At 64.8% G+C, this 25,356-nt stretch carries 24 protein-coding genes and 1 other RNA gene; 14 read left to right on the forward strand and 11 right to left on the reverse strand.

The genetic code is table 11. The features are described from left to right. The first annotated feature begins 58 nt into the window (after nucleotides 1-58). The 3 genes from JJB99_RS10890 to JJB99_RS10900 all read left to right on the forward strand — a co-directional run bounded on the left by JJB99_RS10890 (nucleotide 59) and on the right by JJB99_RS10900 (nucleotide 5,442). Entirely contained in the window at nucleotides 59-3,679 is a 3,621-nt protein-coding gene (locus JJB99_RS10890) for an AsmA family protein (protein ID WP_200498764.1), read from the forward strand. A 368-nt stretch (nucleotides 3,680-4,047) separates the two neighbouring features. After that, on the forward strand, nucleotides 4,048-5,166 hold the full coding sequence (locus JJB99_RS10895) for a DUF2336 domain-containing protein (protein WP_200498765.1): 1,119 nt from the start codon (nucleotides 4,048-4,050) through the stop codon (nucleotides 5,164-5,166). Between the two features lie 30 nt (nucleotides 5,167-5,196). Continuing rightward, nucleotides 5,197-5,442, forward strand: a complete 246-nt coding sequence (locus JJB99_RS10900) for a hypothetical protein (RefSeq protein WP_200498766.1) — start codon at nucleotides 5,197-5,199, stop codon at nucleotides 5,440-5,442. 195 nt (nucleotides 5,443-5,637) lie between these two features. On the opposite strand, the gene JJB99_RS10905 is transcribed toward JJB99_RS10900, so the two are convergent. Next, on the reverse strand, nucleotides 5,638-5,874 hold the full coding sequence (locus JJB99_RS10905; RefSeq protein ID WP_200498767.1) for a hypothetical protein: 237 nt from the start codon (nucleotides 5,872-5,874) through the stop codon (nucleotides 5,638-5,640). Between the two features lie 394 nt (nucleotides 5,875-6,268). Here JJB99_RS10905 and JJB99_RS10910 point away from each other — a divergent pair, with 394 nt between their 5' ends. Continuing rightward, nucleotides 6,269-6,754: a YkgB family protein gene (locus JJB99_RS10910; protein ID WP_200498768.1), complete on the forward strand. Its 486-nt coding sequence runs from the start codon at nucleotides 6,269-6,271 to the stop codon at nucleotides 6,752-6,754. An 82-nt stretch (nucleotides 6,755-6,836) separates the two neighbouring features. Here the strand turns inward: JJB99_RS10910 and JJB99_RS10915 are convergent, their stop codons facing one another. The 10 genes from JJB99_RS10915 to ssrA all read right to left on the reverse strand — a co-directional run bounded on the left by JJB99_RS10915 (nucleotide 6,837) and on the right by ssrA (nucleotide 16,447). Beyond that, entirely contained in the window at nucleotides 6,837-8,543 is a 1,707-nt protein-coding gene (locus tag JJB99_RS10915; protein WP_200498769.1) for an ATP-binding protein, read from the reverse strand. After that, a complete protein-coding gene (locus JJB99_RS10920; RefSeq protein WP_200498770.1) occupies nucleotides 8,540-10,054 on the reverse strand; it encodes an ATPase domain-containing protein in 1,515 nt (504 codons plus the stop codon). The genes JJB99_RS10915 and JJB99_RS10920 overlap by 4 nt, the downstream gene beginning before the upstream one ends. Before the next feature lie 160 nt (nucleotides 10,055-10,214). Continuing rightward, the gene (locus JJB99_RS10925; RefSeq protein WP_200498771.1) at nucleotides 10,215-10,751 is read right to left on the reverse strand and encodes a GNAT family N-acetyltransferase; all 537 of its coding nucleotides are present in this window, start codon (nucleotides 10,749-10,751) and stop codon (nucleotides 10,215-10,217) included. 179 nt (nucleotides 10,752-10,930) lie between these two features. Beyond that, nucleotides 10,931-12,802, reverse strand: coding sequence for a ferrous iron transporter B (gene feoB, locus JJB99_RS10930; RefSeq protein ID WP_200498772.1), 1,872 nt, complete (start codon nucleotides 12,800-12,802; stop codon nucleotides 10,931-10,933). Between the two features lie 22 nt (nucleotides 12,803-12,824). Continuing rightward, on the reverse strand, nucleotides 12,825-13,100 hold the full coding sequence (locus JJB99_RS10935) for a FeoA family protein (protein ID WP_200498773.1): 276 nt from the start codon (nucleotides 13,098-13,100) through the stop codon (nucleotides 12,825-12,827). A 113-nt stretch (nucleotides 13,101-13,213) separates the two neighbouring features. Then, nucleotides 13,214-13,465, reverse strand: a complete 252-nt coding sequence (locus JJB99_RS10940) for a ribbon-helix-helix domain-containing protein (protein ID WP_200498774.1) — start codon at nucleotides 13,463-13,465, stop codon at nucleotides 13,214-13,216. Then, nucleotides 13,462-13,650, reverse strand: coding sequence for a DUF4169 family protein (locus JJB99_RS10945; RefSeq protein ID WP_200469320.1), 189 nt, complete (start codon nucleotides 13,648-13,650; stop codon nucleotides 13,462-13,464). The genes JJB99_RS10940 and JJB99_RS10945 overlap by 4 nt, the downstream gene beginning before the upstream one ends. A 275-nt stretch (nucleotides 13,651-13,925) precedes the next feature. Then, the gene (fumC, locus tag JJB99_RS10950) at nucleotides 13,926-15,359 is read right to left on the reverse strand and encodes a class II fumarate hydratase (protein WP_200500107.1); all 1,434 of its coding nucleotides are present in this window, start codon (nucleotides 15,357-15,359) and stop codon (nucleotides 13,926-13,928) included. 90 nt (nucleotides 15,360-15,449) lie between these two features. After that, nucleotides 15,450-15,968, reverse strand: a complete 519-nt coding sequence (locus JJB99_RS10955; RefSeq protein WP_200498775.1) for an SspB family protein — start codon at nucleotides 15,966-15,968, stop codon at nucleotides 15,450-15,452. 113 nt (nucleotides 15,969-16,081) lie between these two features. Next, nucleotides 16,082-16,447: a transfer-messenger RNA gene (gene ssrA / locus JJB99_RS10960) on the reverse strand. Nucleotides 16,448-16,543: 96 nt separating this feature from the next. Here ssrA and JJB99_RS10965 point away from each other — a divergent pair. The 10 genes from JJB99_RS10965 to hflC all read left to right on the forward strand — a co-directional run bounded on the left by JJB99_RS10965 (nucleotide 16,544) and on the right by hflC (nucleotide 25,332). After that, the gene (locus JJB99_RS10965; RefSeq protein ID WP_200498776.1) at nucleotides 16,544-17,149 is read left to right on the forward strand and encodes a chromate transporter; all 606 of its coding nucleotides are present in this window, start codon (nucleotides 16,544-16,546) and stop codon (nucleotides 17,147-17,149) included. Continuing rightward, the gene (locus JJB99_RS10970) at nucleotides 17,146-17,676 is read left to right on the forward strand and encodes a chromate transporter (protein ID WP_200498777.1); all 531 of its coding nucleotides are present in this window, start codon (nucleotides 17,146-17,148) and stop codon (nucleotides 17,674-17,676) included. The genes JJB99_RS10965 and JJB99_RS10970 overlap by 4 nt, the downstream gene beginning before the upstream one ends. Before the next feature lie 94 nt (nucleotides 17,677-17,770). After that, the gene (locus JJB99_RS10975) at nucleotides 17,771-18,532 is read left to right on the forward strand and encodes a tripartite tricarboxylate transporter TctB family protein (RefSeq protein ID WP_200498778.1); all 762 of its coding nucleotides are present in this window, start codon (nucleotides 17,771-17,773) and stop codon (nucleotides 18,530-18,532) included. Nucleotides 18,533-18,539: 7 nt separating this feature from the next. Continuing rightward, nucleotides 18,540-20,054, forward strand: a complete 1,515-nt coding sequence (locus JJB99_RS10980) for a tripartite tricarboxylate transporter permease (protein WP_200498779.1) — start codon at nucleotides 18,540-18,542, stop codon at nucleotides 20,052-20,054. Between the two features lie 139 nt (nucleotides 20,055-20,193). Beyond that, on the forward strand, nucleotides 20,194-21,174 hold the full coding sequence (locus tag JJB99_RS10985) for a tripartite tricarboxylate transporter substrate binding protein BugD (RefSeq protein WP_200498780.1): 981 nt from the start codon (nucleotides 20,194-20,196) through the stop codon (nucleotides 21,172-21,174). Between the two features lie 171 nt (nucleotides 21,175-21,345). Then, nucleotides 21,346-22,140, forward strand: a complete 795-nt coding sequence (locus tag JJB99_RS10990) for a thymidylate synthase (protein WP_200498781.1) — start codon at nucleotides 21,346-21,348, stop codon at nucleotides 22,138-22,140. 5 nt (nucleotides 22,141-22,145) lie between these two features. Then, nucleotides 22,146-22,631, forward strand: a complete 486-nt coding sequence (locus tag JJB99_RS10995) for a GNAT family N-acetyltransferase (protein WP_200498782.1) — start codon at nucleotides 22,146-22,148, stop codon at nucleotides 22,629-22,631. Next, nucleotides 22,631-23,143 (forward strand): dihydrofolate reductase, encoded by a 513-nt coding sequence (locus JJB99_RS11000; protein ID WP_200498783.1) that lies wholly within the window; start codon nucleotides 22,631-22,633, stop codon nucleotides 23,141-23,143. The genes JJB99_RS10995 and JJB99_RS11000 overlap by 1 nt, the downstream gene beginning before the upstream one ends. 159 nt (nucleotides 23,144-23,302) lie before the next feature. Further along, on the forward strand, nucleotides 23,303-24,439 hold the full coding sequence (hflK, locus tag JJB99_RS11005; RefSeq protein ID WP_200498784.1) for an FtsH protease activity modulator HflK: 1,137 nt from the start codon (nucleotides 23,303-23,305) through the stop codon (nucleotides 24,437-24,439). Continuing rightward, a complete protein-coding gene (gene hflC, locus JJB99_RS11010; protein ID WP_200498785.1) occupies nucleotides 24,436-25,332 on the forward strand; it encodes a protease modulator HflC in 897 nt (298 codons plus the stop codon). Before hflK ends, hflC begins: the two co-directional genes overlap by 4 nt. Nucleotides 25,333-25,356 lie beyond the last annotated feature (24 nt).

The following is a 25,356-nucleotide window of genomic DNA, read 5'->3' on the forward strand; positions in this document are numbered from 1 at the left end:
TCCGGCGCGCCTGAGGCCCTCAGGTTTGGCCCGGGCCGGTTTGGCCGAGGGGAGACCCGTGCAGACGACGCTGCTCGGACTGGCGATTGCCTTCATCATTGCGCTTTTGGCCGCGCTGATCGGGCCATACTTCATCGACTGGAACCAGTTCCGGCCCCAGTTCGAGGCGGAGGCTGTCAGGATCATCGGCGTGCCGGTGCGGGTGGCGGGCGAGCTCGACGCGCGGCTGCTGCCGACGCCGACGCTGCGGCTGCGCTCGGTTACGTTCGGCGGCAACAACGATCTCGGCCGCCTGCGCGCCGACAAGCTCGATGTCGAGTTCAGCCTGGGCTCGCTGATGCGCGGCGAATGGCGCGCCACCGAACTTTCGGTGGGAGGCATGGCGGCCGATCTCGGCCTCGATGCGCGCGGCCGGGTCGATCTGCCCTCGACCGCCAGCGGCACCTTCAATCTCGCCTCGCTCGCGATCGAGCGGCTGAATCTCACCGGCCGCATCGCCCTGCACGATGCCGCCAGCCGCTCGACGCTGGAGCTGAGCGACATCGCCTTCTCCGGCGACGTCCGCTCGCTCGCCGGCTCGGTGCGCGGCGACGGCAGTTTCACGGTCGGGCGCACCCGCTATCCGTTCCGCATCTCCTCCGGCCCGAGCGCCGACGGCAGCGCCACCCGTCTGCATCTCAACATCGAGCCCGGCGAACGCGCCATGCTTGCCGATCTCGAGGGCGTGCTCGCTTTCGACAACCGCCAGCCGAAATTCGACGGCGCGCTGACGCTTGCGGTGCCCGCGGCCAAAAAGCCGGGCGAGGCCGGGCCGACGCCGTGGAAGCTCACCACCAAACTGAAGGCCGATCCAGCCGGGGCGAAGTTCGAGCAGGTCGATGCCAGCTTCGGCAGTGAGGACAGCGCGCTCAAACTCGGCGGCGTCGGCGATCTCAGGTTCGGCGCCTCGCCGCTGCTGCGCGCGGTGCTGTCCGCGCGCCAGGTCGATGCCGACAAGCTCGCGGGCAAGGACGATGCCGAGCCGCTGCGCATCCTGCCGGCGCTGCGCGCCGGGCTCGCTGCGATCCCGCAGGCGCCGATCCCGGCGCAGATCGAGTTCAACTCCGACCAGATCATGCTCGGCGGCCGTCCGCTCCAGAACATCGCCGCCGAGCTTGCGACCGACGGACGATCCTGGACCTTTCAGAAGCTCGAGCTGCGCGCGCCCGGCATGACGCAGCTGTCGCTCAACGGTGCGACGCCAGGCGCGGACAGTTTCAGCGGCCGCCTCAGCGTCGAATCCTCCGATCCGGATACGCTGGTGGCCTGGCTCCAGGGCCGCAGCGAGATCAACCGCCGCAGCACGCGGCCGCTGCGCCTTGCCGGCGACGTCACCATCGCCGCCAACCATCTCGCCATCGACCACCTCAAAGCCGAGATCGAAGGCGGCGCCGTCGAAGGCCGCATCGGCTTCGTGCAGACCGGCGCGAGCAAGGGTTCGCGCATCGACGCCGAGATCAAGGCCGATCGCCTCGACCTCGACGCCGCCGCAAGTTTTGTCCGCGCGCTCGCGGGGCCGCAAGGCGAATGGCCGGAAGAGGCAAAGCTCTCGCTCGATATCGGCCGCGCCATCTCCGCCGGCCAGGAGCTGCGGCCGTTCACGGCCAGGCTCGGCTACGGCCCGGCGGCGCTGTCGCTGGAGCAGTTGCGGTTCGGTCGGGCCGGCGGCGTCATTACCGAGGCGAGCGGCAATTTCGATCGCACGCATGCCACCGGCAGACTGGCGCTGAAATCCTCCGCCAATTCGCTGCGCGAGCTGACCGCACTGATCGAGCCGTTTGCGCCGTCGGTGCGCGCCCGCTTCGATGCGCTCCCGTCATTGCCCGGCGCGGCGCGCCTCAAGCTCGACCTCAGTCTCGACAAGAATGCCGAGCATGCCGATCGCAGCAACGCCCGCGCCGTGCTCGATCTCGATGCGCCGCAGCTCAAGGCCACCGCGACGCTGACCGCGCAGACACCGGTCGCCGCCGTCAGCGGCATCGATATCGAGACGTTGCGGAGCAGCGACTTCACGCTGGACTCGAAAGTCTCGACGCCGCAGGCGAATGCATTGCTGGCGCCGCTCGGGCTCGACCGCGTCGTGGCGGCGGGCGAGGGCGCCTCGCAATTCGAAAGCAAGATCAGCGGCGCCTGGCATCGTCCGCTGCAGTTGAACGCCAGGCTGAGCGGCGGCGGGCTGGACGCGGATGCGCAAGGCAGCGTCGAACTGTCGGAGCCCAAAGGCAGCGTGAACCTGCGCGTCCGCAACGCCAATCTGGCGCCGCTGTTCGGCGCCAGCCCGGCCGGCAAATCCGTCCAGGGCGTCAGCCTGTCCGCGCGCGTCGGGCTGTCGGGCAATCGCCTGACGCTTGACGATCTCGACAGCAGCGCAGCCGGCTCGCATTTGCGCGGTCATCTCGCGGTCACGCTCGATCAGGAGAAGAGCGTCGAGGGCGAAGTCGGCCTCGATACGCTCGATCTGATGCCGGCGCTCGCGATGGCGATCGGCGCTGCCGGACATGATGCCGGCGAGCCGCTCGGTGCGGGGCTGATCGGTGCCTGGCGCGGCAGGATTGCCTTCCAGGCGCTGCGCGGCGCGCTGCCTGGCGGCATCGAGCTGCGTCCCGTCGGCGGCATCATCAGGAGCGACGGCCAGTCGCTCGCGCTCGATGGCCTCAAGGGCGGCCTTGGCGGCGGTGAGATGTCGGCGAGCCTTGACGCACGCAATGGCGCGGGGGGTCTTGCGTTGAGCGCGCGCATCGAGCTCGCCAATGTCGATGCGGCGGCGCTGCGCTACCGCGATCTGGCGCTGCCCAAGGGACGCGCCTCGCTGCAGATGGCGCTGACCAGCCAGGGCCGCAGCGTCGCGGCCTTGACCGGCGCGCTCGCCGGCAACGGCACGGTGACGCTCGAGTCCGCCGAGATCTCTGGCCTCAATCCCCGCGCCTTCGAGATCGCCATCCGCGCCAGCGACGGCGGCCAGGTCAGCGACGACAACCGCCTGCGTCAGCTGGTCGAGCCCGCGTTGTCGGCGGCTCCCATCGCGGTCGCTTCGGCGCAGATTCCGTTCACCATCCGCGATGGGCGCCTGCGGGTCGGCGCAACGCCGCTGGAAGCGAAGAATGCCCGCGCCATCGTCTCCGGCGGCTACGACATCCCCGCCGACCAGGCCGATATCCGCGCCAGCCTGACGCCGATCATGACCGGGCTCTCCGGCGCGCCGCCGGAGATCCAGCTGTTCGCGGCCGGTCCTCCCGACAAGCTGAACCGCACGGTCGATGTCGCGCCGCTGTCGTCATGGCTCGCGGTGCGCACCATCGACCGTGAGACGCGCCGGTTGGACGCCATCGAGCGCGGCGAGCCACCGCCGGCGACCGCGGCGCTGCCGACGCTGGTCTCGCCCGATCCGGCGCCGGAGCCATCGCGGACCGACGTGCCGCTGCCCGACCGCGATCCCCGCCGTGCGCCATCGTCCAAGCCAAAGGCGGCGCCGACGCCAAGGGCGCCGCAGGCCGCGCCCGCAGCTCCAAATCCGCCGCTCGCAAGCCAGCAGGTCGCGCCCCTGCCGCCGCCGATCGACGTGCGGCCGGCTCCGGGCCCGCCGCCCGCAAAACCCAGGCCGAAGCCGCCGCTGGTCCTCACGCCGCAGTCGAATCCGTGAGGGCGGAGTTGGTTTGCCCGGATCGAGCCGCAGGGTCTTAACCTCTCCCGCTTGCGGGAGAGGTCGGCGCGTAGCGCCGGGTGAGGGCTCTTTCCTCTAGGAGATTGTCCCTTTGTGGAGACACCCTCTCCCCAACCCTCTCCCGCGAGCGGGAGAGGGAGCGCACCTCCTGTGCGGCAGCTTCCCATCCTGGCCGCCGGCTAACGCACTCTCTCGCATTTGAATGAATTCTGCTCGGCAAAACTGATTTGCCGATTTTACTGAATTCTCGCGTTTGATCTCTAACGTCTGCTCCCAGAGGAATCCGTGTCCTGCCGACAGAGGCGGGGCGGCGCGCCAAGAACTGGGCCAAGAACTGGGGTATCGAGATGGACGGGGCGAAATCGCTTCTACAGGACCTGGACGACGCCATCGCGCGCGGCACCGACGAGAGCCGTGCGAAGGCGTTGTGGCATGCGACCGATATCCTGATCACGGGCCGCTACAGCGACGACGAGATCAGCATGTTCGGCGAGGTCATCGGCCGGCTCGCCGACGAGATCGAGGTGGCGGCGCGGGCGCAGCTCTCCGAGCTGATGGCGGCCTGCGACCACGCCCCGCTCAACGTCATCGAGAAGCTCGCCCTCGACGATGAGATCGAGGTCGCCGGTCCGGTGCTGCGCGACTCCACCCGTATTGACGAGAAAATGCTGCTCGAGAGCGCCCTGACCAAGAGCCAGGCGCATCTGCTTGCGATCTCGCAGCGCGAGCAGATCGGCGAGGCCGTGACCGACGTGCTGGTCAAGCGCGGCAACCAGGAGGTCGTGACCTCGGTCGCGAAGAACGAGGGCGCGCGCTTCTCCGGCTCGGGCCTGCTGCACATGGTCCGCCGCGCCGAAGGCGATTCGATTCTCGCCGAGCAGCTTGGCCTGCGCAAGGACGTGCCGCGGCACATCTTCCAGCAGCTGATCTCGAAGGCGTCGGAAGACGTCCGTCGCCGCCTCGAGAGCGAGCGGCCCGAGATGATGCCGCAGATCCAGAGCTCGGTGACCGACGTCACCGGCGACCTCCAATCCAAGTTCGGCCCGTCCTCGCGCAGCTATTTCGTCGCCAAACGCGTGGTGACGACGCAATACCGCCAGGGCAACCTCAACCAGGATTCGATTTCCAATTACGCGCGCCAGCACCGTTTCGACGAGGTGCAGATCGGCCTGTCGCTGCTGTCGTCGCTGCCGGTCGACGTGATCGAGCGCGCGCTGATGGACCGCAACCGCGAGATGATCCTGGTGCTGTGCAAGGCGCTCGACTTCTCCTGGGACACCACGATGTCGCTGCTGTTCCTCGGCGCCAAGGATCATCTGATCACGGCGCGCGACCTCCAGGACAACGAGCGCGAGTTCGGCCGGCTCAAGATCGAGACCTCGCGCAGCATTCTGAAGTTCTACCAGTCGCGCAAGACCGGTGCGGGTGCTGATGCGGGTCGTCAGCCTGAGCTCCAGATCCACTAAGCAGGACTGAGCGAGAGGGGAGTATTTGCCATGTTGCCTCAATTCGGCACCGCAGTTCGCAAGAACAAGAATCTTAACAAAGCCGTTACCGCCGATGTCGGCGGATCGGCGCCGGAAAAGGCGTCCGTCGACGCGGCCTGGCTGGTGCTGGAAGCCGCCAACGATCTCGGCGACCACGCCGCGATCGCGGCCTGCCGCCGCGTCATCGACGCCGAGCTGAACGGCACCGTCGCCAGCAATTCGGATGTCGATCTCGTGCTGGGGTATTTCAGGTAAGACTTCGTAGCCCGCCTCGTCACTGCAAGGCACGCTTGGGGTCGAAGCCATCCAGGCGGTCGCCGAGCGCCGTCTTGATCGCGCATCGCGCCTGATGACATCCATCTGCCGCCGTCGCGGCTCCCTGCGTCCAAAGACAAAAACAAAAAGGCCCCGCCGCAGCGAGGCCTCCTTGCTCAATCGTGCTGGTCCGCACTAATCGTCGTCCCAGTGATGATATCGCCGGATCACGACGCCGCGGTCATAGTCGCCATCGTGGTGGTACCAGCCACGGTGCCAGCCGCGGTCATGCTCGTAGATGCGTGTGCGCGGACCGTCATAATAATCCCTGTCGCCGCCGACATAGACGCCGAAGCCGGCTGCATTGGCGATGGAGGGGGCACCGATCGCGAGCGTCGCTGCCGCCGCAAGAGCGTAAGTCAACTTCTTCATCTGTTCCTCCTTGCTCTGCATTGCCGCGGGGTCAACGGCTGCCGCCATCAGCTGTTGCAGGAACAGCCAGGAAACTTTCTTGAATGGCTGTTCAGGTCGGTTGCATTGGTGCGCTTCCTTGAAGAAGCTGCGATGGAACTGCGATAGCAACGAGAGAAATGTAGGATGGGTAGAGCGCAGCGAAACCCATCATTGATCCCGTGTCGAGGCGTGATGGGTTTCGCTGCAGCGAAACCCATCCTACACGCTGCCGTCCGAGAACACGCGCGTTGCACGCAGCTGTGATCGGTGAACCCCACCACGCGGGTAACGACGGACGCTCCCCTCCGTACAGACCGTAGCGAACGTTCCGTTCGCCGACAGATGCGCGTACAAGCCGGGGAGAAATCGTCACATGAAAGGGTTCAACGTCGCCGAGGATGGTGGCGGGTCTTATCGTCCGCTTGCCATTCTCCGCTGGGTCATGGTGGTCATCTTCGTGTCGTTCGGAATGCAGAAATTCACACTGCAATCCGCCCAAGGCATCGCCCAGTTCATCAGCAACAGTCCGTTCATCTCCTGGCTGTCGGTGTTCGGCTTGAGGGGAGAAGCCTATTTTCTCGGTGTTGCCGAATTCGTGATTGCAGCGCTGCTCGCGGCAGGCAGCTTCAGCCCGGTCTTGTCCGCCCTCGGTTCGCTGATGGGTGTGGTGACCTTCGCGATCACATGGTCGTTCTTCTTCACGACGCCGGGGGTCGTCAAATGGAGTCTTTCAACCGATCCAATGGCGTGGAATTTAACCGGCGAGTTCCTGTTCAAGGACATCGTCCTGCTGTGTGTCTGCGTCGTGCTGTTTCTCGCATCATTGCCGCAGTCGGTTGTCCGGTTGCGCACCGGTTGAGCGGGACGTCGTTTCTCATCGCCGGATTCGGTAACAGGCGATCTCGATGTCGTCGACGCTGTCCACAAGCGCGTGTTCGACATCAGCACCGGTTGGATCGCTTGGACTCCGTGTCCTGCCGAGGTTCTGGCTGCACTGCGCTAAGTGCGGCGGCCAACTCATCTATGTGATAGGGTTTCGGCAAAATCTGGATACCCGCCAGTTCGGCGTCGTGAACTGCGGCGTCGGCGTATCCGCTGGTCAGGAGGATGGGTATGTCGCTTCGCCTCCTTTTGATCTCTCGCGCCAGTTCGACGCCATTGATGCCGCCGGGCATCATGATATCGGAGAAGATGAGATCGACGGCGCGGCCGTCGGCGAGGGCACCGAGCGCGGCGTTGCCACTCGCAGCGCGCGTGACCTCGTAACCAAGCTGGCCAAGCATCTCGCTCACCAGCGCGGCAACCTCGTCATCGTCCTCGACCAGAAGGATGAGGCCATGGTTGCTCTTCGTCGGCCGCACCACGTTGAGATCGATGAGATGTCGCTGCCTGGAAGGAACGTTGTGCGATCGAGGCAGGTAGAGCTCGATGCTCGTGCCTTTGCCGACCGCCGATCGAATGCGGACCGTGCCCCGAGACTGTGTCGCAAATCCATGGACTTGGGCAAGCCCGAGCCCGGAGCCCTTGCCGACCTCCTTGGTCGTAAAGAACGGTTCGAAAACGCGCGACAGTATCTCCGGCCTCATGCCGACGCCGGTATCGACGACGGAGAGGCGCACGTAGTCTCCGGCGATCTGCTCATCGTTCAGATCGGGGAGGTTTTCTCCGCGGACGAGAATCGTGCCGCCATTGGGCATGGCGTCACGGGCGTTGACGGCAAGGTTGAGAATCACGAGCTCCAGCTCGCCGGGATCGACCTCCACCGGCCAGAGCGTATCCGGAAAATCGAACTCGACGTGAACGTCGCCCCTCAGACTTCGATCGAGAAGTTCGCGCATGCCGCCCATCTGCGAGGCGACGTCGACGGGCTCGGGCCGGAGCGTCTGCCGGCGAGAGAACGCAAGAAGCTGCTTGGTCAGGCTGGCCCCGCGCTGTGCCGCCTGGACCATCCCGTCCATCAGGCGGCGACGGCGGACGGGGTCTGTCTGACGGTCCAGCATGTCTAGGCCACCGGAAATGACCATCAGCAGATTATTGAAGTCATGCGCAACGCCGCCGGTCAGCTGGCCGATAGCTTCGATCTTCTGGGCCTGGCGGAGCGTCTCCTCGACCCGGGCGCGCTCCTTCATCTCGAGGCGCAATTGCTCATTGGCTTCCGCCAGCGCGCGCGTGCGCTCGACGACCAGCTGTTCGAGCTGCTGCGCCGTCTGCTCGCGCGCCTCCAGCAGTGCTCGGATCTGGTATTGACGTTCTCGGGCCCGCATCGCCGACTGAAGAGCGCTGGTCAGGGTCATCGGCTGGACCGGCCGCTCAAGCAGCGACACGTTACGAAGCAGCGCGACAATACTGCGGCGCCATGCGACGACGGCAGGCTGCTCGCGGTGGCTGGTGAGGATGACGAAAGGAAGGTCGGACCAGGGCGGCTGACTGGCGATCCATTGGGCCAGCGGCGCCGTGTCCTTCCCGAACAGACCTTCTTCGGCAAGGAAAACCGCGCCCACGCCCGCGGTCATCTCGCTGACGAGTTCGGGAAGGCTTCGGCAGTTGATCGCTTCGAGGTTCGAGCCGCGGAAGAGCTCCGTAGCGGCCGGTCCGTCGCGCCCTATCGGAGCAAAGACGAGAACATGCTGATCTCGGCCGACGCTCATTCAGCCGGTCCTTCCGGCATTGCCGTACCGGTATAACGCGGGTTGCCTGAAAAGATGCCGCTGAACTCCTTGAGCGGCGGACCCAGCCCGATGCCGGCACTGCTGAGGCGAAACTCGCGGATGGTATGCTCGTGATGACCGCTGCGCTTCTTGACGACCGACAAGGCGCGCCGCACCGTGCCGCCCAACTCGAAATACCGCAGCATGATCACCGCGTCGCTCAGATAGCTGATGTCGAGTGGCGTATCCATCGGCCCGACCAGCCCATGCTGGGCTAGAACCAGGATGGTCAGCACACCTTGCTGCGCAAGATAGCTGAGGAGCTCGTGCATCTGCAGGATGAGAAAACGCTCGTCCGGCATGGCATTGAGATACCCGTTCAGACTGTCGATGATGACGACTCGCGCGTTGTCGCGTTCGACGCTTTTTCTCACGTTTGCGGCGAACTCGCCTGGAGACAGTTCGGCCGGGTCGATTTGTTGAAACCGGATGTGTCCGGACTCGATGTGTTTTTCGAGTGGCAAACCGAGTGTCCTGGCGCGGGCTTCAACCGTGCCGCGGCCCTCGTCGAAGGCGAGGAAAACCGCGTGCTCGCCGCGTTCGGCCGCCGCGATCGCGTAAGTCAATGCGAGAGATGACTTGCCGACGCCCGCGGCGCCGATGAGGAGCGCATTGGTGCCGCGCTCGAGGCCACCTCCCAGGAGCTGATCCAGTTCAGTATTTCCGCTGGGCGTGTAGTCGCCGCGAAAAGGCTTGTGATGCTCGGCGGCGACCAGACGCGGAAAGATGTTCAGGCCGCCTTGCTCGATCGTAAAATCATGGAAGCCGCCGCGAAATTTGATGCCGCGCATCTTGACGACGCGAAGCCGCCTCCGCTCCGCGCCATAGTCGATGGCGAGCTGTTCGAGCATCACCACGCCGTGCGCGATCGAATGCAATTGCAGATCGTCCTGGGACGATGAGAGATCGTCGAGCAGGACGACCGTGCAATTGCGATTGGTGAAGAAATGCTTGAGAGCCAGTACCTGGCGCCGGTAACGAAGCGGGTTCTGGGCAAGCAGGCGCAGTTCGGACAGGCTGTCGAGCACCACGCGGGTGGGATTGATCCGCTCGACCTCCTTGAAGATCAGACCGGTCGTTTCGCTCAGCTCCATTTCGGCGGGATGGAACACAGTGAGCTCGCGGTCCGGATCGAGCGTCGTCTCCGGCGGCACCAGCTCGAAGATGTCGACGCCCTCGAGCGACCAGCCGTGCCGTTTCGCCACGAGGCTCAGTTCGCGCTTGGTTTCGGAGAGCGAGATGTAGAGCACGCGTTCGCCGCTGCGGACACCCTTGAGCAGGAACTGGAGCGCCATGGTGGTTTTGCCGGTGCCGGGCCTGCCTTCGTACAGGTACATCCGGTTGGCATCGAAGCCCCCTCCGAGAATGTCGTCGAGCCCTTGGCTGCCCGTCGAAACTCTCGGCAAATCTTTGGGCTCGCCGGCTTGGGCGGCGCTGGTTTGGTTAGTCATCAAATATCCTGACGCTTTCACCCGAAAAGGGCGTCACCTGTCCCCGCATTTGGTCCAAGGCCTGAGGCTCAAGGCTTCGGCCAAAAAAGACGTAGAGAGGAACTCCAACGCAGCCGCCGAGTTCCAATCCTGAAAAAGGGGGCCGGCCTTCTTGCAGCTCTCACCCTCGAATACGGTAAATCACCACGTTCTCGCCGTGACGGTTCGTGCTCTGCTCGAGGAGATAATTCGATTTCTCCAGCACGCGGCGGGAAGCGCCGTTGCGGACATAGACGATGCCAATGAGAGATGGCAGTGACAGCTGTGACAGCCCGATCCGCGTCATCGCGGTCGCGATCTCACTCGCAAATCCCTGACACCAGAGATCGCGCGTGAAGGCGTAGGCAATCTCGATCTCGTCGGTGTCGTCGACGAGGATGTGCCGGATACCCGCCCGTCCGGCAAACGCGCCGTCTTTCGTTCGCAGCGCCCACAGCCCGAAGCCGTGCTGATCCCAGTGGGCCATGTTGATGGAGAGATATTTCTCCGTTGTCTCCGCCGAGCGCACGCCGCCGAGATAGCGGGAGACGTCGGGATCGAGATGCAGTGCGACGAGGTTGCCGAGGTGATCCTCGCACAGCCGCTCGGCGATCAGTCTGTCGGTGCTGAAATGGTCTACGGAGACGGATCGCCGCCGCTGTGGCGTGTCGTCGTTCATGCTGCCATCGCTGCGGGCTGATCATGACATCATGCCCCTGTTTTGCCCGACGGGTCAACCGGGGCGTGGTCCGTCGTCCCCCGCTACGGCCGGACGGTTCGACTGGCGTAAGCCATTGATTCAACAACCCACGTCTACTGTGCATGGGGTTGTTTTCGAAGTTTTGGTTTTGAGAGGGGCTATCCCGCCCCGAGCGCCACCGCGACATTGTAGGTCAGAAGGCTCGCCGCATAAGCCAGCACCAGCATGTAGGCAAAGGTCGCCGCCATCCAGCCCCAGCTTCCGGTCTCGCGCCGGATCACGGCCAGCGTCGAGGCGCATTGCGGGGCGAAGATGTACCAGGCCAGCATCGACAGGGCGGTGGCCAGCGACCATTTCGTCGCCAGCACCTGGCCGATCTGCTCGGCCGCTTCCTTGCCGCCCTCGATCGCATAGACGGTGCCGAGGGCGGCGACCGCGACCTCGCGCGCCGCCATGCCCGGGATCAGCGCCACCGCGATCTGCCAGTTGAAGCCGACAGGCGCGAGCAGCGGCGCGAGCGCCTTGCCGATCATCGCAGCCAGGCTGAAGTCGATGGCAGGCTCGGTCGCGCCCGCGGGCGGCTGCGGGAACGAGGCCAGAAACCAGATCAGCACCATCATCGAGAAGATCGTGGTGCCGGCGCGGTGCAGGAACATCTTGGCGCGGGTGTAGATGCCGATCGCGATCGATTTCAGCCGGGGCACCTTGTAGTCCGGCAGCTCCAGCATGAACGGCGCCGGCGCATAGTCGCGTATCATGAAGAACTTGATGACGAACGAGACGGCAAGCGCGCTGACGATGCCGGTGGCGTAGAGGCCGAACATCACGAGGCCCTGCAGGTTGATGAAGCCCCAGACGTCCCTGGCCGGAATGAAGGCGGAGATGATCAGCGTATAGACCGGAATGCGCGCCGAGCAGGTCATCAGCGGCGCGATCAGGATCGTGGTCAGCCGGTCGCGCTTGTTGTCGATCACGCGGGTCGCCATGATGCCGGGAATGGCGCAGGCAAAGCTCGACAAGAGCGGAATGAAGGCGCGGCCGTGCAGCCCGGCGCCGCCCATGATGCGGTCCATCAGGAACGCGGCGCGCGCCATGTAGCCGAAATCTTCCAGGAGCAGGATGAACAGGAAGATGAGGATGATCTGCGGCAGGAACACGATCACGCTGCCGACGCCCGCGATCACGCCATCCTGAAGGAAGCTCTGCAGCAGGCCGCCGGGGAGGGTGGCCTGCACCAACCCGCCGAGCGCGTCGAAGCCGGACTTGAGCAGGTCCATCAGCGGCTGCGCCCAGGCGAACACCGCCTGGAACATCACGAACAGGATCAGCGCCAGCACGATGAGCCCGCCGACGGGATGCAGCACGAGGGCATCGATCCGCGCGGTCCAGGTGTCGGGCCTGGCAGGCAGGCTGACGCAGTCCGCGATGATGCGGTCGGCCTCGCGCTGGGTGGCGCGCAGCTCGGCGACGCTGAGCGCGCGCCAACTATTCTCGGCCGGCTCAGTGGCGAGTTTGGCCGCGATCTCGTCGGTCAGCGCCAGCAGGTCGGCCGTGCCGCCCTTGCGCACCGCGATCGAGGTGACCACGGGCACGCCGAGCTCCTTGGCGAGCCGCTCGACGTCGACAGTGATGCCGCGACGGCTCGCGATGTCGAACATGTTGAGCACGAGGATCATCGGCCGTCCCGTGCGCTTCAGCTCCAGCAGCAGGCGGATGGTCAGGCGCAGATTGGTGGAGTCCGCGACGCATAGCACGAGGTCGGGCACGGTCTCGCCGGAAGCCTTGCCGAGGACGAAGTCGCGGGTGATCTCCTCGTCCGGGCTGCGCCCGCGCAGCGAATAGGTGCCGGGCAGGTCGACCACGGAGACCTGGCGTCCCAGGGGCGTGACGAAGAAGCCCTCCTTGCGCTCGACGGTGACGCCGGGATAGTTCGCGACCTTCTGCCGGCTGCCGGTCAGCGCGTTGAACAGCGAGGTCTTGCCGCTGTTTGGCGTGCCGACCAGGGCGAGATGCAGCAGGGGCAATTCCATGGGACAGATATCCGGTCGCTATCTAGGCGACGATGACGGCCATGGCTTCACGGCGGCGCACCGCGATCGTGATGTTGTCGACACGGACGGCGATCGGATCGCGCCCGACCAGCCCCTCGTGCAGGATTTCGACCCGGGCGCCCTCGACGAAGCCGAGCTCGATCAGCCGGCTCTCCAGCTCGATGTCCGAGAGCGCCGAGCCTGCATCCTTGGCGGACAGATGCTGAATGATGCCGGCATAGCCGCGCTGGGCCAGGCCCAGCGGCATCTCGCGGCGCGTCTCATGGGTGTCGGTCATGCCCTGTATTTTCAACGCAGGGCATTGAGGTCAAGCGCGCCGGCTCGCCGAACCTGCACCTTAGAGCGATTTTAAAGTGCAGGGGGCCGGACGCTCCGGAAATGGCCCGGCGGCTATTGGGCCGAAACCTTGTCCGGCTGCGGCGCCATGGCGCGGCTCTTGAAGTAGTCGAGCACGAACAGCCGGATCGCCGAGGACAGATTGCCCTGCTGGCGGTTGCTGTCGATCTCGCCGACCAGCTCGGACAGCGTCATGTTGCGCAGGCCCGAGATCTCCTTCATGCCGTTCCAGAACGCCTCTTCCAGGCTGACGCTGGTCTTGTGGCCGGCGACCACGATCGACCGTTTCACGACGGGCGACTTCATGGCTGCTCCTCGCGATCGATCCGGTGCTGGTCCAGATGCGCCTTCGCCTGGTCCGCCTGCTTCTCCTCCGCCGACCGCTCGGCCTTCGTGCGGCCGAACTTCGTTCGGTTGGCGTCCGCCTGCTTCGCCGAGGCTTCCCGCTCGGCGCGCTTCCTGAAGCGATTCAGGTTGATGACGTTCCCCATGCCGCGTCTCCATCATCCGATCCTCTGCGGGCAGGATGAAACATTCAGAAACGGGGTGCCGCGTTGCGCCCCAAAAGACTTGATCGCCATTCGCTCGTCCTCGTCAATCGGCCTCTCGGGCCATCAAACGATGAATTAAGTCCGTCAGGGGCGGACGGCCGTGTAACACGCCGTCCGGCCATAACATTGACGGTAATCAAATCCCGCCTCTGACGCCGCATATTTCTGAGCATCGAGCGTCCGTATCACTACGGATGACTATCGGAATTCGGAATCTATCCCGGGCTGGTCATCTTCTCGGGACGCACCAGGCGGTCGAACTCCTCCGCCGAGACGAAGCCGAGCCGCAGCGCCTCCTCCTTCAGCGTGGTGCCGTTGGCATGCGCCGTCTTGGCCACCTTGGCGGCATTGTCGTAGCCGATCTTCGGGGCGAGCGCCGTCACCAGCATCAGCGAGCGCTGCATCAGCTCGCTGATGCGCTTCTCGTCGGCGCGGATGCCGCTGACGCAATGTTCGGTGAAGGAGCGCGCGGCATCCGCCATCAGGCGGATCGAGTGCAGCATGTTGTAGGCCAGCACCGGCTTGTAGACGTTGAGCTCGAAATGGCCCTGGCTGCCGGCGACCGTGATCGCGGTGTGATTGCCGAACACCTGGCAGCACACCATGGTCATCGCCTCGCACTGCGTCGGATTGACCTTGCCCGGCATGATCGAGGAGCCCGGCTCGTTCTCCGGCAGGATCAATTCGCCGAGCCCCGAGCGCGGGCCCGATCCAAGCAGGCGGATGTCGTTGGCGATCTTGAACAGGCCGGTGGCGACCGAATTGATGGCGCCGTGCGCCAGCACATAGGCATCGTTCGAGGCCAGCGCCTCGAATTTGTTGGCGGCGCTGGTGAAGGGGAGCTTCGTAATCGCAGCCACGTGCTTTGCGAACAGTTTTGCAAAGCGCGGTTTGGAGTTGAGGCCGGTGCCCACCGCGGTGCCGCCCTGCGCCAGCGGATAGAGCTCCTTCACCGCGACCTTGAGCCGCGCGATGCCGCTTTCGACCTGCGCGGCATAGCCGGAGAATTCCTGGCCGAGCGTCAGCGGCGTCGCATCCTGGGTATGGGTGCGGCCGATCTTGACGATCTTGCCGAACTCTTTCTCCTTCTTGCGCAGCGCGCCGAGCAGCTCGCCGAGGGCAGGGACGAGATCGGCATTGATGCGGCTTGCGGCTGCGATGTGCATCGCGGTCGGAAACGAGTCGTTCGACGACTGGCTCATGTTGACGTGGTCGTTGGGATGCACCGGCTTCTTGGCGCCGAGCTCGCCGCCGAGCAGCTCGTTGGCGCGGTTGGCGATGACCTCGTTGAGGTTCATGTTGCTCTGCGTGCCGGAGCCGGTCTGCCACACCACCAGCGGGAAATGATCGTCGAGCTTGCCGTCGATCACCTCGCGCGCGGCGCGGATGATGGCATCGGCGCGGCGCTGGTCGAGCAGGCCGAGCTCGAGGTTGGACTGCGCTGCCGCAAGCTTGACGATGCCGAGCGCATGCACGAGCGAGATCGGCATGCGGTCGGTGCCGATGCGGAAGTTCTGGCGCGAGCGCTCGGTCTGCGCCCCCCAATAGCGATCGGCCGGTACTTCAATCGGACCAAAACTATCGGTCTCGGTGCGGGTCGCGGGACGGGTCGTCTTCGAGGGAGCAGCTTTGGCCATGAGCACATCCATTCCGCCGCACGAAACGCCGCGCAGCCTCTTCATGTGCTCTTCTATATAGGCAGTTGGGCCGGGCGCGACGATCTCGTGCGGCAGCCTGGATCATTTCTTGCGGAAACGATCGAGCCGCACGACTTCGGCACCGCCCTGGCTCGGCGGGGTCGGCTCGTCGGCGGCATCCGCCTTCTCAGCGGCGGGGGCGGGCACCGATACGGCGGACGCCGCGGGGCCTGCCGGCAATGTCTCCGGCGCGACCTCGGCAACATCGGAGGTATCGAACTGGAGGCCGAACTTCACCGACGGATCGAGGAAGCTCTTGATGGCGCTGAACGGCACCACCAGCCGCTCCGGAATGCCGCCGAACGACAGGCCGACCTCGAAACGGTCCTCGAGCACGGTCAGGTCCCAGAACTGATGCTGGAGGATGATCGTCATCTCTTCCGGATATTGCGCAAGCAGCCGCGAGGACAGTTTCACGCCCTCGGCCTTCGACATGAAGGTGATGAAGAAATGGTGGTCGCCGGGAAGCCCATGGGATGCGGCATCGGTCAACACCTTCCGCAGCACGCCGCGCAGCGCGTCGCGGGCCAGCACATCGTATCGGATATGATCGGTCGCCATGGTGGTCCTGTTGCATTCCAGGAGACGGGCCCTGCCGGCCCGACTCGCCAAGCCGCAATAGTACCGCGCCTGACGGGTCAGCAGGAGTCCCCGCCGGAAAGGAAATAAATGTAAGTGGAGGCTTCTGTTGCCAGGTGCCTCCGAACCCCGCCTAACGGAGCTTAACCCGTTAGGACTTTAAGTTGGTCTTTCAAACTGCGTTACGCAGCCTGAGCAACCGGAGCAAAGTTGTCGTTGGCAACTATTGCAGTAGCCCGATAACGGCGGAACAATACCGGGAAAAAGTACGCCCTTTACGCCCTCGTCGATCCTATTTCGCCCCCGCCAAAACCCGCTTCGGGCTAGCCCGCTCGTGGGCTTTGGTGGAGGCGCCGGGTACCGCCCCCGGGTCCGAATGGTTTATTGCGACGACCGTTTATTTCCATAGCCGGCGAACCGGCACCCCCAATATAGGGGGCAAAGGTTTCAAATAACAGGTGTTTCGAGCGGCGGATCTCATGTTCTCTTTGGATAGGTTCCGCCCGGCTGCCGGTCTGATCTTGGCCGCGTCACGGCCGGCGTTCTAAGCTCCTGACATGTCCCCGGATTCCGCACCGGCCGCCCAAGAGCCGGATATCGCCGCCGGTCACGCCCCACGGCCCGGCTTGCCGGCGCTATTCCTGGCCTTCGCCCGGATGTCGCTGGCCGGTTTCGGCGGGGTCCTGGTGTTTGCCCGGCACGCCATCGTCGACCAGCACCGCTGGATGACGGCGGACGAGTTCAACGAGACCTTCGCGCTGTGTCATTTCCTGCCCGGACCCAACATCGTCAATCTGTCGATGGTGTTCGGCTCGCGCCTGCGCGGCATCGCCGGCGGCGTGGCCGCCTTTAGCGGCCTGTTGCTGCCGCCGACGCTGATCATGATGGTACTTGCGATCATCTATGCCCGGTTCGGCGACGTCGAGGTGTTGCGGCGTATTCTCGCAGGCATCTCCTGCGCGGCGGTCGGTCTCCTGATCGCGGTGGTCTTTCGCATGATGACGCCGCTGTTGAAGCGAATCGATGCCGTTGCGCTGCTCCTGATGCTCGGCGTGTTCGTTGCCATCGGCGTGCTCCGCCTGCCGCTCCAGGCCGTGCTGCTCCTCGCGATGCCCCTCAGCATCGGCGCCACATATTTGATGCGGCGGAAGGTAGCAGCATGAATGCCGAGAACCCGATCTGGGCGCTGATCTCCACCTTTGGTCTAATGTCGCTGTTCGCGGTCGGCGGCGCCGCGGCGGCGGTGCCGGAGATGCACCGCATCGCGGTCGACGTGCATCACTGGATGACCGACAAGCAGTTCACCGATGCCTATGCGATCGCGCAGCTCTCGCCCGGTCCGAACGTGCTTATTGTCACGTTGATCGGCTATGCCGTCGCCGGCATTCCCGGCGCCTTGGCGGCGACGCTGGCGATGTGCCTGCCGACGGCGCTGCTTGCCTATTATGTCAGCCGGCTCCTGAACCGGCCGAGCCAGTCGCGCTGGCCAGGCCTGATTCAGGCTGCACTGGTTCCGCTGTCGATCGGATTGATGGCGGCCAGCGCCCTGATCCTGGCCCAGTCGACCGATCGCACCATTGCTGCACTGCTTCTGACCGTATTGGTTGCGGCGATCGCCTCCGTCTCACGCATCAATCCACTATGGCTCCTGCTCATAGGTGGCCTGTTGGGTTTTGCTGGCATTGTATGATGAAAATCGCTAGGCAGTGATGCGGGCGGGGGATCCATTTCCAGCCGATTAGAACAACAGTGCTCGTGACTTACGGGTCGCGGAGGAGACATGCATGGCCGACACGATGGGCCACTCAGCGACAGCCACTCGAAACACCAAGGTGGCGCTCGGCTTTTGTCTGCTGGCGATAGCGCCGCAGATTTTCGAATTGATCTGGTCGATCGGGACGATCTTCGGTTGGGGCGCCGGACGCGGCCCGGCCACCGTCCTGATCAGCCATGCCACCGCGCTGGTCGCGGGTGCTCCCGCGGCGCTGATCGGAGCGGCCAGCGGTGACGCCAAGAAGGCGTCAGCCGATGTGCTGCTGGCGCTGATCTACTCCTATCCGATCTTTGCAGTGGCGATCCTCACGATCTTTATGACGATCAGATCGGCACAGGATTATGTCGGCGGGATTGCCCTGATGGCGCTCGCCTTGTTCGCGCTGTGGGCCTCCAGCGATTTGCAGGGAATGCGCGGCTTCTCCTTTGGCGCGGGCACGGCGCCGCGGATGTTCGGTGGGCTCCTCGTGGCGCTTGGCGCCGGCATCGCATTGACGGGATTGTTGTCCGATGGGCCGGCCATGGCGCATTATTCCTGGCGCGGGCCGCTATTCGTGATGGCGTCGATCGTCTTCTTCGCGCTGGCGATCCGCCCACTGGGCGTCGTCGTTTCGGCATTCACAAGCTTCCTGATCGCGGCGATGGGCACGCATGAGACGCGGTGGGTCGAAACCATCATCGTCGGCGCCTGCCTGACGCTCGGCTGCGCGCTGCTCTTCCCCTACGTGCTCGGTCTGCCGATGCCGATGTTCCCGCGTTTCCTGGTCCAGTGAGGGTGTGATGGATATCTTTGCCAACCTCGCTCACGGTTTTGCCGTCGCGCTCTCTCCGATCAACCTGCTGATGTGCCTGATCGGCGCGCTCGTCGGCACGCTGGTCGGCGTTCTCCCCGGTATCGGCACCATCGCGACGGTCGCAATGCTGCTGCCGATCACCTTCGGCCTGCCGCCGGTTGGCGCGCTGATCATGCTCGCCGGCATCTATTACGGCGCGCAATATGGCGGCTCGACCACGTCGATCCTGGTCAACATTCCAGGTGAGGCGACATCGGTCGTCACCGCGATCGACGGTCACCAGATGGCTAAGCAGGGCCGCGCCGGCCCGGCGCTGGCGATCGCCGCGATCGGCTCGTTCTTCGCTGGCTGCGTCGCCACAGTTTTGATCGCGGTCCTTGGCGCGCCGCTAACGAAACTCGCGCTGGCGTTCGGTCCGGCCGAATATTTCTCGCTGATGGTGCTCGGCCTGATCTTCGCGGTCGTGCTGGCCAAGGGCTCGGTGCTGAAGGCGATCGCGATGATCGTGTTCGGCCTGCTGCTCTCCATGGTCGGCTCGGACATCGAGACCGGCGCCTCGCGCATGGCCTTCAACATTCCGGAGCTTGCTGACGGCCTCGGCTTTGCCACGGTGGCGATGGGCGTGTTCGGGTTTGCCGAGATCATCCGCAATCTCGACGCCGGCGCCGAGATGAACCGCGATCTCGTGCAGCAGAAGATTACCGGCCTGATGCCGACCAGGAAGGATCTGAAGGACTCGACGCCTGCGATTCTGCGCGGCACCGTGCTCGGCTCGATCCTCGGCATCCTGCCGGGCGGCGGCGCGGTCATCGCCTCGTTCGCGGCCTACACGCTCGAGAAGAAGCTCGCGAAGGATCCGAAGCGGTTCGGCCGCGGCGCGATCGAGGGCGTGGCGGCGCCGGAAAGCGCCAACAACGCCGCGGCGCAGACCTCGTTCATCCCGCTGCTCACCCTCGGCATCCCGCCGAACGCGGTGATGGCGCTGATGGTCGGTGCGATGACCATTCACGGCATCGTGCCCGGTCCGCAGGTGATGCAGAAGCAGCCTGATCTGGTCTGGGGCATGATCGCCTCGATGTGGATCGGCAATCTGATGCTGATCATCATCAACCTGCCGCTGGTCGGCATCTGGGTGCGCCTCTTGCGCGTGCCCTACCGGCTGATGTTCCCCTCGATCGTGATCTTCTGTGCGATCGGCATCTACTCGGTGAACAATGCACCGGTCGATGTCATCCTTGCGGGCGTGTTCGGTCTCGTTGGCTACTGGCTGATCAAGCACGATTTCGAGCCGGCGCCGCTGCTGCTCGGCATGGTGCTCGGTCCGCTGATGGAAGAGAACCTGCGTCGTGCGCTGCTGATCTCGCGCGGCGACTGGAGCGTGTTCCTGACGCGTCCGCTGTCGGCCGTGCTGCTCGCGATCGCGGCGTTCCTGCTGATGCTCACCCTGTTGCCCATGCTGCGTGCCAAGCGCGACGAGGTGTTCACCGAATCCGAGAACTGAGCGCCGCGCCCTGCGTCCGCGCGGCGCCCTGCGTCCGCGCGCCGCATTCGGAAGTCGAATCGACTTGCGCGACGGCTTTGTGAAATGAAAATGCCGGCCCTTGTGGCCGGCATTTTTGTTTGTGTCAGAGGGGATCGACATGACGGTCATTCGCGCGCTCACGGGCGCCTGTGCTGCCGCGCTTGCATCGCTGTGCGCCTTTGTCGCACCAAGCGAAGCGCAGACCTATCCGACGCGCAGCATCACCATGATCGTACCGTTCGCGGCAGGCGGTCCGACCGACGTGATCTCGCGCATCGTCACCGCGCATATGGCGCAGACGCTCGGCCAGAGCATCATCATCGAGAACATGGTCGGCGCCGGCGGCACCACTGCGACCACGCGCGCCGCGCGTGCCGCCAATGACGGCTATATGCTGATCACCGGGCATATGGGCACACACGCCGCCTCCGTACCGCTCTATCCGAAGCTCGCCTATCATCCGGAGAAAGATTTCGAGCCGGTCGCGCTGCTCGCGGGCACGCCGATCCTGATCCTGGCGCGCAAGGACTTTCCGCCGAAGGATCTCAAGGAGTTCATGACTTACGTGAAGGCCAATGCCGAGAAGGTGAACGCGGCTCATGCCGGCGTCGGCTCGGTCTCGCACGTCTCCTGCGAGCTCCTGCATTCCATCCTCGACGTCAAGCCGGTCGGTGTGCCCTTCAACGGCACCGGTCCGGCGATGAACGCGCTGGTCGCAGGCCAAGTCGATTACATGTGCGACCAAATCGTCAACGCCGTGCCGCAGATCAACGCGGGCACCATCAAGGCCTACGCGATCGCAACGCCCGAGCGCAATCCGTCGCTCCCGAACGTGCCGACAACGGTGGAAGCCGGCCTGCCGGCATTCCAGGCCCAGGCCTGGAATGCGATGTTCGCGCCGAAAGGAACTTCGCCCGCGATCATCGCGAGCCTGAATGGCGCCGCCATCAGGGCGCTCGACGACGAGACCGTGAAGAAGCGCCTGGTCGAGCTCGGCAGCGTCATCCCGGCACCTGCGGATCGGACGCCGGAGGCGCTGGCGAGGCTCGTCAAGAACGAGATTGCGAAGTGGAGCCCGGTGCTCAAACCGGCGACTTGAGCAGCACTTTCAAGCCGATGGGCGAGGGGCGGGGCGCGAGTTCCGCCCCTTGTCGTTTGCCGGGGGAACACTCACCTTTTCCGGGTATAATCTGTGGGAGCAGCGAATCGCCGCTGTCACAGCACGGGGGGCGCCGTTAAGTTCGCCGCCTCCCCAACGGCTCATTGGCACATGCACCAGTATCAGGACCTGCTCGAGCGGATTCTTTCAGACGGCGCCGAGAAGACCGACCGGACCGGCACCGGTACGCTCTCGGTGTTCGGCCATCAGATGCGCTTCAATCTGTCCGCCGGCTTCCCGATGCTGACCACCAAGCGGCTGCCACTGAAGGCGATCGTGCATGAGTTGCTGTGGTTCCTGAAGGGCGACACCAACATCAAATATCTGCGCGACAACGGCGTCACCATCTGGGACGAGTGGGCCGACGCCAACGGCGATCTCGGCCCGGTTTATGGCCATCAGTGGCGGTCCTGGCCTGCGCCGGATGGCCGCAGCATCGACCAGATCGCGAATGTGGTCGACATGATCAAGCGCAATCCGGATTCGCGCCGTCTGATCGTCTCGGCCTGGAATCCGGCCGAGGTCGACAAGATGGCGCTGCCGCCGTGCCATTGCCTGTTCCAGTTCTACGTCGCAGGCGGCAAGCTGTCGTGCCAGCTCTATCAGCGCTCGGCCGACGTCTTCCTCGGCGTGCCCTTCAACATCGCCTCTTATGCGCTGCTCACCATGATGGTGGCGCAGGTCACGGGCCTCAAGCCCGGCGATTTCGTTCATTCGTTTGGCGACACGCATCTGTACTCCAACCATCTGGAACAGGCCCGCCTTCAGCTCACCCGCGCGCCGCGCGCGCTGCCGGTGATGCGGATCAACCCTGATGTGAAGGACATCTTCTCCTTCCGCTACGAGGATTTCGAGCTCGTCGGCTATGATCCGCATCCACACATCAAGGCGGAAGTGGCGGTCTGACGCCGATGTCTCTCAACATCCGCCGTGTGCGCCCGGGCGAAGCCGGGCTCGTTCTCTCCTTCATCCGCGAACTTGCCGAGTACGAAAGGCTCTCGCACGAAGTCGAGGCGACCGAGGCAATGATTGCCGACGCCTTGTTTGGCGATGATCCGCGGCTCTTTTGCGCGATCGCCGAGTGGGACGGCGAGGCCGTTGGCTTCGCGGTGTGGTTTCTCAATTTCTCGACTTTCAGCGGCCGCCACGGCATCTATCTCGAAGATCTCTATGTGCGGCCCTCGCATCGAGGCAGGGGCCTCGGCAAGGCGCTGCTGGTCCATCTCGCCAGCGAATGTATCGACAACGGCTGGTCGCGCCTGCAATGGGCGGTGCTCGACTGGAACGCGCCGTCGATCGCGTTCTACAAATCGCTCGGCGCCGTCATGATGGACGATTGGACGCTGTGCCGCGTCTCCGGGCCTGCGCTGACGCGGCTTGCCGGGAGCTCAGCCTGATGGAGATCGTCTTCGTGGTCGCGATCGCGGAGAACGGCGTCATCGGCGCGGGCAATGCGATCCCGTGGCGATTGAAATCCGACATGGCGCGCTTCAGGGCGCTCACCGTCGGCAAGCCCGTGATCATGGGCCGCAAGACTTTCGAATCCCTGCCCCGCCGCCCCCTGCCGCGCCGCACCAATATCGTCATAACGCGCGATGCGGATTATCGCGCCAACGGCGCCATCGTCACGACGTCGGCCGCGGATGCTGACGCGGTTGCGCGCGGCGATGCCCTGCGGCGTTCGGTCACCGAGATTGCGGTGATCGGCGGTGCCGAGATCTTTCGGCAATGGCTGGATCGCGCCGATCGCCTGGAAATCACCGAAGTGCATGCCCGCCCCGACGGCGATACGCATTTCGAGGTCGACAAGGCAGACTGGGACGAGACGGCGCGCATCCGCCATCCGGCCGGCCCCGACGACAGCGCCGGCTTCTCCTATGTGACATATCGTCGGCGGCGCCGCCATTAACCGCTTTCGCCAATGTTTACATTGACTTTTTCGTGCCCGAGCATAGCTCGGAAGTCGGCGAGGGCTGCGTTGTAAGGGACCTGCCGGTCCCCTATAAAGCCGGACCGGACAACGTGGGCCGGGTTAGTTCTAGTCCCGGTCTGCCGAGGAGAGCGTCGAATGCCGTGGAAGAATCAGGGCGGTGGCCCGTGGGGCTCGGGTCCGAAGGGACCATGGGGCTCAGGCCCGCAACCGGTCGGGCCGAGGCCGCCGGATCTGGAAGACCTTCTGCGGCGCGGCCAGGACCGTCTCCAGCAGATCATGCCGGGCGGCTATTTCTCCGGCGTCGGCATCACGCTGATCATCCTGATCATCATTGCGTTCTGGCTGCTGTCGGGTTTCTTCCGCGTGCAGTCCGAAGAGCTCGGCGTCGTGCTGCGCTTCGGCAAGCACGTCCGCACCGTGCAGCCGGGCCTGAACTATCATCTGCCCTATCCGATCGAGACCGTGCTGCTGCCGAAGGCACTGCGCGTCAACACCATTTCCATCGGCATGACGCTGATCGACGATCCGGCGCGCCGCGGCCGCTCCATTCGTGACGTGCCGGAAGAGAGCCTGATGCTGACCGGCGACGAGAACATCGTCGACGTCGATTTCACCGTGCTGTGGCGCATCAAGCCCGACGGCGTCGGCGATTTCCTCTTCAACATCCAGAACCCCGAGGGCACGGTGAAGGCGGTCGCCGAGAGCGCGATGCGCGAGGTGATCGGCCGCTCGCAGATCCAGCCGATCCTGACCGGCGCGCGCAACGTCACCGAGCAGAACGTGCAGGAATTGATGCAGAGGACGCTCGACGCCTACGGCTCCGGTATCCAGATCACCCAGGTGCAGATGCAGAAGGTCGACCCGCCGGGCGACGTGATCGCAGCGTTCCGTGACGTTCAGGCGGCGCGCGCCAACCTCGAGCAGCTGCAGAACGAAGCCCAGACCTATGCCAACCAGGTCGTGCCGCAGGCGCGCGGACGCGCCGCGCAGATCCTGCAGGCCGCCGAAGGCTACAAGGAGCAGGCGGTCGCCGAGGCCAAGGGCCAGAGTGCGCGCTTCCTCAAGGTGTACGAGGAATACAAGAAGGCGCCGGACGTGACGCGTGAGCGGATTTATCTGGAGACCATGGAGCGGGTGCTCGGCGGCGCGGACAAGCTCGTCTATGACGGCGGCCCCTCCGGCCAGGGCGTCGTGCCTTATCTCCCGCTGAACGAATTGACGACCAAGCGGCCGCCTGCCAGCGGTCAGCCCTCGAGCGGAGGCACCCGATGAGGTCTCCGGTCACAGGTATCGTCACGCTGCTCGCGCTGCTCCTTGTCGTGATCGTCGGCTACATGTCGCTGTTCACGGTGCAGCAGACCGAGCAGACCATCGTGCTCCAGTTCGGCAAGCCCGTTGAGGTCGTCACCGCGCCCGGCTTGCATTTCAAGGCGCCGTGGAATTCGGTGATCAACATCGACAAGCGGATTCTCGATCTCGAGAACCCGTCGCAGGAGGCGATCGCGTCCGACCAGAAGCGGCTCGTCGTCGACGCCTTCGCGCGCTATCGCATCAAGGACGCGCTGCGCTTCTACCAGAGCGTCGGCTCGATCCAGGCCGCCAACATCCAGCTCACCACGCTCCTCAACGCGGCACTGCGCCGCGTGCTCGGCGAGGTCACCTTCATCAACGTGGTGCGGGACGACCGTGAGAAGCTGATGCAGCGCATCCGCGAGCAACTCGATCGCGAGGCCGACGGCTACGGCATCCAGGTCGTCGACGTCCGTATCCGGCGCGCCGACCTGCCGGAGCAGAACAGCCAGGCGGTCTATCAGCGCATGAAGACCGAGCGCGAGCGCGAGGCTGCCGAGTTCCGCGCGCAGGGCGGCCAGAAGGCGCAGGAGATCCGCTCGAAGGCCGACCGTGAGGCAACCGTGATCGAGGCAGAAGCCAGGTCGCAGGCCGAGCAGACGCGCGGTGTCGGCGACGCCGAGCGCAACCGCCTGTTCGCCGAGGCCTACGGCAAGGATGCCGACTTCTTCGCCTTCTACCGATCGATGACGGCCTACGAGAACGGGCTGAAGTCGAGCGACACCCGTTTCCTGCTGCGGCCGGACTCGGATTTCTTCCGGTATTTCGGTAACCCGTCGGGCAAGACGGCCGCCGAGACGCCGGCCAAGCCTTGAGCCAGGTAAAAGCCGGACAGGCGT

The organism is Bradyrhizobium diazoefficiens (assembly GCF_016616235.1).
Classification (GTDB): domain Bacteria; phylum Pseudomonadota; class Alphaproteobacteria; order Rhizobiales; family Xanthobacteraceae; genus Bradyrhizobium; species Bradyrhizobium diazoefficiens_H.